This is a genomic window from Anaerolineales bacterium (assembly GCA_016928575.1).
Taxonomy (GTDB): domain Bacteria; phylum Chloroflexota; class Anaerolineae; order Anaerolineales; family RBG-16-64-43; genus JAFGKK01.
Map to the genome: position 1 here is coordinate 1 of JAFGKK010000031.1, position 7,937 is coordinate 7,937.

Below are 7,937 nucleotides of genomic sequence, written 5' to 3' on the forward strand. Positions count from 1 at the left end.
GCGCGCAAAAACGGCCAACGCGCTTTGGACGCCTTGCGTCTGGCCTATTCCGGAACGCCCTTTCAGCCTGCGTTTTTAGTTCAACCGGGGTGAGCAGTTAAAAATTTTTAACCCGGCGTCGAAGCCTGACGAAATACGATTACTTGTACCCGCTTTACCGTCCCGGATTTGTTACCGATGAGGCTGTTTCGGATTTTCTCATCGACCTTAGGAAGAATCCGCCCCTGTGGATCGTCGACACGAAGAATCCCATGACGCTCTTCCTGGAGATCCCGGCCGATTCACCTGCGAAGGCGGATTTCCTGGATTGGTTCTCTGAGAATTACACAAAAACGGAGGAGATCCAAGGCTGGACGTTTTACCGGTGGAACGGATTGAAAGTGATGAAGGTGACCTATGTTTACCGGTTAAAATATTTTCAACCAATTCCCCAGTGGGGGTTTCAATGAACTTATAGCGAGCGGATGGCGAAACCTTATTCGATCCTGTTTCGCAGAGAAATTCGAATCGTCGTTTTCGATAAAGGGGGCCCTCTTTTCGTTGTTTGACTCTTCTTTTGTTCGATAAGAAGCGGTAGATCAACAAGAAGTTGTCCGATGGAGTTGAGGCGTTCTTCCGAATTTAGGGCGGAGAATACGTCGAAGGCGAACCGTTGGATCCGTTGGCTCCATTCACATGTGGCCAGCTCGGATGGAAAAGCCTCTTTCTTGCGACCTTTCTGCGCTCAATAAAGCCCTTCATCCATAAGGCTACGGTTGCGCTGGAACCAACGCCGGGGCGGAGCAGTTCCCCGATCTGCGCCCCGACCCGTTGGGTTTGGGCCGGGCTGCTGCTGATAAAGTCCATCGTGTTGGCGTCCAGGACGGGCATAATCCAATTATATCTTTTTATTCTTTTCCTCTCCCTATGATTTCCGTGAACAGAGGAGGACAGGGCAAGCATCCCCCCCGAGGGCATTCCAAGGATTTCAAAAGAACCGGCTCTCAGGTTTTCCGCGTTTTCCCCCTCGATTTCCGGCAACCGATGCCTCAGCAGTGCGATACCAGTCATTTTCAATTGCCGCTGCCTAATCGGTAAAGTATAATGTCCTCCGGCTGTCGAATCATCGGTAAAAAAACCGAAGAACATCCGCATCGGTGGAAATTTCTGCGAATGGAGAAGCGATGAACAAAGCCCTTCACAGGTTTTCCGAAAACAAGACTGTCGATCGGTTCGCGACCTCCATAAAACGAATGTGGAAACCTTACCCTATCCTTGTGGCTGTTGCCCTCTTCATCGGCGTAGGCCTGCGCATTTGGGAATTCGGAAAACTACCGCCGGGGCTGGAACAGGACGAGGTTTCCATCGCCGTGGAGGCGAATTCCCTATACTATTACGGAATCGACCGCAACGGCATATCCTATCCGGTGCATTTTATTGCCTGGGGAAGTGGTCAAAACGCCTTGTATGGGTACTTGTTGATGCCCCTGGTCCCCTTCGGGCTGACGACCTTCACCATCCGGTTGCCGATGTTGATTTCCGGCATCCTGACTCTCCCGATCGTATTCGGCATTGCCCGAAAAATCTTCTCGCCCCGGATCGCCCTCCTCTCCATTTTTCTGATGGCCATCAGCCCCTGGCATATCAGCATGTCCCGCTGGGCGCTGGAATCCAATCTTTTCCCGTTCATGTTCTCGTTGTCCTTCCTCTGTCTGATGCACATAGACCGTCGTGCCTTTTGGTTCCCGGTCGCCATGGTGCTGTTCGGCCTGAGCATGTACGCCTACGGAACGGCCTACTTCATCATCCCGCTCTTCCTGCTCGCCGGCTCGGTGTTCATCTTCTGGAAAAAGATCCTTTCCCGGAAGATGCTGGCGTTCGGCCTGGGCGTATATCTCGTCGTCGCCCTTCCGATCTTCCTTTTCATCCTCATCAATGCGTTCCAATTGCCGGAAATCCAGATCGGCGCGGTAACGATCCCGCGGGTGATCTCCGATCCGCGGATCATCGAAATGACCGGATTCTTGAGCGGAGGCAAGCGGTGGTATTACTACGACCTGTTGACCACCGCCAAAATCCTCTTTCTTCACACCGACGGAATCCCATGCAATTTCATCCCGCCGTTCGGCTACCTGTTTCCCGGCGCCGTTCTCTTCTCCCTGCTGGGCGCGGGGCTTGCCGCAGAGAAATTCGTCAAGCAAAAACTTTTCGGTGATTGGGCTTTCGGCGTCTGGCTGGCTCTCGCCTTCTTGCTGGGCATGACCATTCCGCCCGCGGTGCACAGGATTAATATCATTTTCATCCCGCTCATCCTTTGCGCAGCCCTGGCGATGGATTGGATCCTGCGAGACAAACGCATCCTGCTTATCCCCGCAACGGCCGGTTTGATCGCCTATGCGGTCCTCTTTTGGAGGGAATACCGCTCGCCGGAATATCAGAACAGCGTCGGCTGGGAATTCAACGCCGGGATGATTCCGGCCTTGCAATCGATCAATAAATATCCGGACGTGCCCGTATGCATTACCAATGAGATGAATTTCCCATACGTCTACGTCCAACTCGTCGACCGCAGAAACCCCAATGATTTCCTGGCGACCATTCAGTATTTGGATCCGATAGCAAAATACCGCGTGGTGGAAAAAATGGGCCGCTACTCGTTCGGAATCCACAATTGTTCCTTGAATACGGAAACCATTTATATTCTGAAGATCGACCAAACTCTTCCCATGGATTCCTCCTTGTTTAATGCCGAAACGTTCGATTTTTTTGTCGTCTATATTCCAAAGGCGTTTGACTAGGACCAGGAACATTTACCCCACGCCAAAACACGGCGCGTTCACTGCGGCGCGGTATTTCGTTTTGCGCAGCAAGGTTAAAAAAACACCCAACCAAAACCGCAAAGAGGGAAAGGGCGCCAAGGAATGCCCTGGTGCGTCTCCTCGGCCTCCCCCCTCATCCGCCCGACGACATCGAACAGGGTTTCATTGTCTTCGATACACCAACACCTTCCCCTTCCGGTCGATCACCGCATACGACGCCCCGTCCGTCAACAATTGGAACGTTTTTTTCTGGGCGTCTTGAAGGGCGCCCTCGGAGGAATCATAGAAGATGTATTCCGGGATTCCGGCGTACTCCCCGGCTTTTTCCAAAACGTGCGCGGTGAAGGACGGGGAGATCTGGGCGGTGAGCGGATCCGACAAATCCAGAAGATGCGTTTTCCGGGTGAGCAGGAGCACCTCTACCTGGTCCTCGGCGCGGGCGCATACTTCCCCACCAGGTCCACGAACGTCCGGACCGTGTCGGCCGCGGGCGGAACCGAGTACGGATTCGAAAACGTCAGCGCCTGGCCCGCGGCCCGGCCGACGGTCAATTGGTAAAGCGGGAAATTCCGGATTCCGGAGGAGAAATACGATTGGACCGGACCCATGTACAACCACAGGCTGACCACGACCGTCAGCCCGAAAATCCATCGGTTCACACGCGGGATTCCCGCGGCGGTCCGTTCGTTTTGGGACACGGAAAGCCAGAGGATAACCAGCAGGATCAGCGGTGTGTAAACCAACGAGAGATGGAAATCGAGGTCGTACACGAAGTAGTAGGTGTATTGAAGCAATCCCGCCGCCAGGCCGGCCATCAAGGCGGCTGTCTCGCGTGGCAGGCGGTCCCTGCGCTTCCAGCCGGCGTAGACCACCGCCAGCAATGTCACAATATAGGATCCCGGCAGCACGGCGTTCCAGAAGGAGTGAAAATCGACCGTCGGGCCGTTCGTTCCGGAGGAGGTGAACGTGACAAATACGTCCAGGTAATACGCCGGGGCCGGAGGACGACCGGCGAGGAGAGATGTGAGTATCCACCACGCGCCCCAGCACAACGCCGCCGCCCGATTTGGATCGCAAGGCGCCGCAGGAAGCGGCGCAGTCCTTCCGCCCATTGCAAGGAAAAGAGAACCTCGCCGGTGAAGACGGTCCCGTTGAAGCACAGAATGGTATAGGCAAAGGCCTCCAAACCCCACAGGGCGGCTGCGCCTATGAGCGCCAATTCGCAGATCCGCCATTTCCTGTCCGAGCGGCCGAGGCCGACCCATCTGACGGCCAACGCGAGGTATGACCATCCGTATCGCAGGGGGCTTTGCGTCGGAATACACAGCATGCTGGGCCATGTGACGGCGAGGATGGCGAAAAACAGGACGGCGGCGAGGCCGGTCAGGCTGAGGCACAAACTCCGCGTGGCATTTAGGAGGATGCAGAACAGCAAGGCAAATTGAAGAAGGTAGAGGATATTGAGAAGAAACACAAACCCGGGATACGAAACCGGAATCCGGAAGATCCGGAACGCCGCCGTCAGGAAATACACGACGCCGACGCCGTATTCCGAGAGGGTATCCACGAGGACAAAGTTGCCGTGGAGTACGTCCGAGACGGTCGACAAGAATGAGCCGGCGTGCGACCGGAGGAACGGCAGCTGCGGTTGATATGCGAATCCGACGATGATCAAGACGACCGGCAGGATAATCCATCGGTGGAAGCGCCGATGCGAAGTGAAATTCCGCAACCGGGCGGAGAGTGAAAACGCCGCAAATCCGGCGATCAGGATCAGAAGGATTCCCGTTCTCCCCGAATCCATGCCCGGCGAGTAGCGTTCGGAAAACCATCCCCAGAAAATCGCGCCGTACAACAAGGGAAGCAGCGCGACCGCCCATCGATTTAAGAAAGCAAAAAACCGGGAAGATTCCATCCATGCCCGGACGCTCCACCAAAGGGGAAGGAAAAACAGATGAGGATGAATACGCCGAGGAAATACCCGAACAACGGGAATTGGAGAATAACCGTCAGCCCGACCAGCATCAAGACGACCGGGACGACGAAGGTGGCGTAGGTTGCCGGTAGGCTTCGGGCCGCGGACCGATTCCAGCTTCCGATTCTATCTCCCGCCGCCAACAGGAGCACGAAACAAACCGTCAGGGCCGCCGTCGTCCCGACAAGCGCGTAGAGCTCTCCCCGGCGAGTTACCATACCACCGCCAAGGAAGAACAGCACCGTCGGCAGGGCGGCTGCGGTGATGAATCCCACCAGGGCCGGGAAAACATTGGGGTTATAGGCCTCGTTTTGGGAAGGGGATTCGCGATCCGCGGCTGCGTTTATCTCATTGGATTCCCGGCCGATTCATCCGGGGCGCCCTCCAACTATATCCAGGGTCGGTTTTTATCAGGGTTCTGAATTAATCTGCAGACATTGTCCTTGCGAGCGACCGGACGGAGCAAAGCCATCTCCTTCTTCGGAACACTGGGGGGGCTTCGCCGGCCCCGGCTTCGCCGCAACGAAGCCCGGGCGGGGCTCGCAATGACACCCCGTGCCTTTTTCGAAACCCAGTCAGGATCAATCCCCGAATCGACCGCGCATTCACCCTTTCCCTTCCACGCCCGCTTGTTCACAACCGGTGAAAGATCGGTGAATTTTCAGCGGAGATCTCCGTTACCCATGGACTCGGGGCAAGACTCCACATACAATTTTGCAAACGGAGGTCGTTCGTCCGGATGACCCGCCTCGACCGATTTCTCGCCGCCGCCGTCGTCCTTGCCGCACTGATCGTCTACGGGTTGACCCTCACGCCGTCCCTCTCCTACCTCAGCCCCGACGGCAGCGAGTTGGCCACCATCCCCTACGTCCTCGGCCTGGCCCATTCCCCCGGCTACCCGCTCTACACTTGGCTCGGATTCCTCTTCAGCCACCTGATACCGCTCGGCGACGTAGCGTACCGGATCAACCTGATGTCGGCCGTGATGGCGGCCCTCGCGGCCGGCGGGGTATACCTGATTCTGATCCGGTTGCTTCCGGAGGGCATCGCCCTGGCTTTGCGCCGGGCGGCCGCCGTGCTCGCCGGGTTGCTGCTCGCCTTTTCCAAGACGTTCTGGGCCCAGGCGCTGATCGCCGAGGTCTACGCTCCGAATGCGGCCGGGATCGCGCTGACCCTGCTGGCGCTGTTGGGCTGGGAACGCACGCGCCGCAAGCGCGATTTTTTCCTCTTTGCGCTTGTCTTCGGCCTGTCGCTCGGCCTGCACCTTTCGGATCTGGGATTCGCGCCGGCCTTCATCCTCTTCATCCTGCTCAGCATCTTCGAACCTGCCGCCGGCCACGCCGAAGGAGGCGCGGCCCGGCATATCGGAAAACTCTCCGAAAGGCTGCGGTCCCTCGCCGCCGCGGCGGTTCTCGGTCTGCTTGGATTCGCCCTCGGCGCGGCGCAATTCGCCTGGCTTCCGCTGCGGGCCGGCACCCTCAACGACCGCATGATGCTGCGCGCCGCGCCGACGACCCTGGCCGGGATCTACAACTATACGCTGGGAGCCTTTCCAAATTTTAAATTCGCCTTTCCGCTCACCGCCTTGCCCGACCGCCTGGTGATCTACCTCGACCTGCTGAACCAGCAGTTCGGCCTGGCCGGGATCGCCTTGGGCATCCTGGGGTTGTTCTCTTTGCTGGCGCGCCGCACCCGGCACTTTTTCCTGCTGGTCGGAATGTACTTGGTCGAGATAGTGTTCTTCATCCAATACAGCGCCTTCGACCTGGACGTGTTCTTCATCCCCGCCCATCTGTTGTGGGCGTTGTTCATCGGGTTCGGCTTGTTCGAAATCGTCCGCGCGGCGCGATTCGTCTGGACCCGCCGGCCGCAGGCGCTGCGCCCCCGCCAATCCTTTTCCTCCGATCCGGCCGTCGCAAACACCCCGCCCGCCGGAGTCCGGTCCGCCGGGAGCCGGTTCGCCGCAATCCTCCTGGGATGCCTTCTGGTTCTCTTCGCGGGTCCGTCCCTGCGGAGCAATTGGCCGGCGAACGATTTCTCGGGGGATACCGCGGTCAACGATTTCTACGCCGGGGTGTGGAGCCTGCTGCCCGAGAACTCCGCGCTGATCACCCAAAGCGGCGTATTCGGCTACGACGCCTTTTACTGGCGGCTGGTCTACGGGACGCGGGCCGACGTTCTGCTGCCGATGCTGCCCGGTCCGAACGCCTCGGCCAAAAACCTCGCCGGCCGCGATCTGTTCGCGACGACCCGCGCGCTGGCCGGCAACCAGGGCCCCGGGGCGCTGCCGGCCGGCCGGCTGCGGGGGGAGTATTGGTCTCTGCCCGTCCTCTTCGGACAACAGCCGGAGGAATCGTTCAGCCGCCGCGAGACCCTCGTGCTGTATCGCCTCCGAACGGATCCCCCGCCGTTGCTTGAGCCGAACCCCCGCCCGCAATTCCCTGCGGACCAGGATTTCGGCCCGGCGCGGCTGGTCGGCTTCGACCTTTCCTCCCAGGTGGTGGAGAGCGGAGCTATCCTTGCGTTGACGCTGTATTGGAAGCTGCAGAATCCTTCGGCCTTGCGGGTGGAGACGCGCCTAGGCGAGCTGGCCCTCGAACAACACGAAGTCGGCTTCGGTTTGCTGTCGCGCTATGCGCAGATCACGCACTTGCCGATGGGAAGCGTCATCTCCGACGCATACGGGGTCATCATCCCCTCCGGCATGCCGCCCGGCTCGTATGCGTTCACGATTCGATCCGCCGGATTGGGAGGGGCGGCGGGGAATTCGGTTTCGCTGGCGCCGCTGGACGTCGTCAACGAAACAGGGACAATGGAACGATGGCTGCAAATCGCTGGAACATAATCACCCTAATCGTCGGCGGGGCGGTGCTCCTGCTGACGCTGCTCGCCGCATCCTTTTCGCTCGGCGTCTACGTCGGAGAACACGGCTGGACCCGGGAGGGGTTGAATTATTCCGGTCCGGTCGGGGCCAATCCCGCCGTTCCCGGGAAAGCGCCGGCCGGCGGCGGCGCCGCACCCGGCGGGATGCAGCCGACGCCGTTCGCTCCCGGCGGTCTTCCCTCGGGGCGGCCGAACCTGACCGGACGAATCCTCCGCATCCACCCGCAAAGCATCGAAGTCGCTTCCCAGGGCGGACCGCGGGTGGTGCTCGTCTCGCCCCA

Annotated in this window: 9 protein-coding genes; 4 read left to right on the forward strand and 5 right to left on the reverse strand. The window is 58.8% G+C overall.

What is annotated here, in order from left to right; translation table 11 throughout:
- The first annotated feature begins 251 nt into the window (after positions 1–251).
- A complete protein-coding gene (locus JW929_04410; protein ID MBN1438633.1) occupies positions 252–449 on the forward strand; it encodes a hypothetical protein in 198 nt (65 codons plus the stop codon).
- Between the two features lie 172 nt (positions 450–621).
- Here the strand turns inward: JW929_04410 and JW929_04415 are convergent, their stop codons facing one another.
- Positions 622–1,134 (reverse strand): hypothetical protein, encoded by a 513-nt coding sequence (locus JW929_04415; GenBank protein ID MBN1438634.1) that lies wholly within the window; start codon positions 1,132–1,134, stop codon positions 622–624.
- 122 nt (positions 1,135–1,256) lie between these two features.
- On the opposite strand from JW929_04415, the gene JW929_04420 reads away from it, so the two are divergent.
- A complete protein-coding gene (locus JW929_04420) occupies positions 1,257–2,777 on the forward strand; it encodes a glycosyltransferase family 39 protein (protein ID MBN1438635.1) in 1,521 nt (506 codons plus the stop codon).
- Positions 2,778–2,960: 183 nt separating this feature from the next.
- Here the strand turns inward: JW929_04420 and JW929_04425 are convergent, their stop codons facing one another.
- Genes JW929_04425 through JW929_04440 form a run of 4 tightly spaced genes read right to left on the reverse strand, consistent with a single transcriptional unit; the run spans position 2,961 to position 4,991 of the window.
- Positions 2,961–3,215, reverse strand: coding sequence for a hypothetical protein (locus tag JW929_04425; protein MBN1438636.1), 255 nt, complete (start codon positions 3,213–3,215; stop codon positions 2,961–2,963).
- A 2-nt stretch (positions 3,216–3,217) separates the two neighbouring features.
- Positions 3,218–3,685 carry a hypothetical protein gene (locus JW929_04430; GenBank protein ID MBN1438637.1) on the reverse strand — a complete coding sequence of 156 codons (468 nt, stop codon included), beginning with the start codon at positions 3,683–3,685 and terminating at the stop codon, positions 3,218–3,220.
- Positions 3,682–4,713, reverse strand: coding sequence for a hypothetical protein (locus tag JW929_04435; protein MBN1438638.1), 1,032 nt, complete (start codon positions 4,711–4,713; stop codon positions 3,682–3,684). Before JW929_04435 ends, JW929_04430 begins: the two co-directional genes overlap by 4 nt.
- Positions 4,683–4,991 carry a hypothetical protein gene (locus JW929_04440; protein ID MBN1438639.1) on the reverse strand — a complete coding sequence of 103 codons (309 nt, stop codon included), beginning with the start codon at positions 4,989–4,991 and terminating at the stop codon, positions 4,683–4,685. The genes JW929_04435 and JW929_04440 overlap by 31 nt, the downstream gene beginning before the upstream one ends.
- A 521-nt stretch (positions 4,992–5,512) precedes the next feature.
- Between JW929_04440 and JW929_04445 the strand changes: the two genes are divergently transcribed.
- Both JW929_04445 and JW929_04450 read left to right on the forward strand, forming a co-directional pair.
- Entirely contained in the window at positions 5,513–7,618 is a 2,106-nt protein-coding gene (locus JW929_04445) for a DUF2723 domain-containing protein (GenBank protein MBN1438640.1), read from the forward strand.
- Positions 7,594–7,937, forward strand: a 344-nt coding sequence (locus JW929_04450; protein ID MBN1438641.1) for a hypothetical protein, incomplete at its 3' end; no start/stop codon positions are given. The genes JW929_04445 and JW929_04450, both read left to right, overlap by 25 nt.

What these genes read in the sequence shown, in the direction of transcription:
- JW929_04410 (MBN1438633.1), top strand. Translation starts at nt 252, where the DNA reads ATGACGCTCTTCCTGGAGATCCCGGCCGATTCACCTGCGAAGGCGGAT.
- JW929_04415 (MBN1438634.1), bottom strand. Translation starts at nt 1,134, where the DNA reads ATGCGGATGTTCTTCGGTTTTTTTACCGATGATTCGACAGCCGGAGGA.
- JW929_04435 (MBN1438638.1), bottom strand. Translation starts at nt 4,713, where the DNA reads ATGGAATCTTCCCGGTTTTTTGCTTTCTTAAATCGATGGGCGGTCGCG.
- JW929_04440 (MBN1438639.1), bottom strand. Translation starts at nt 4,991, where the DNA reads ATGGTAACTCGCCGGGGAGAGCTCTACGCGCTTGTCGGGACGACGGCG.
- JW929_04445 (MBN1438640.1), top strand. Translation starts at nt 5,513, where the DNA reads ATGACCCGCCTCGACCGATTTCTCGCCGCCGCCGTCGTCCTTGCCGCA.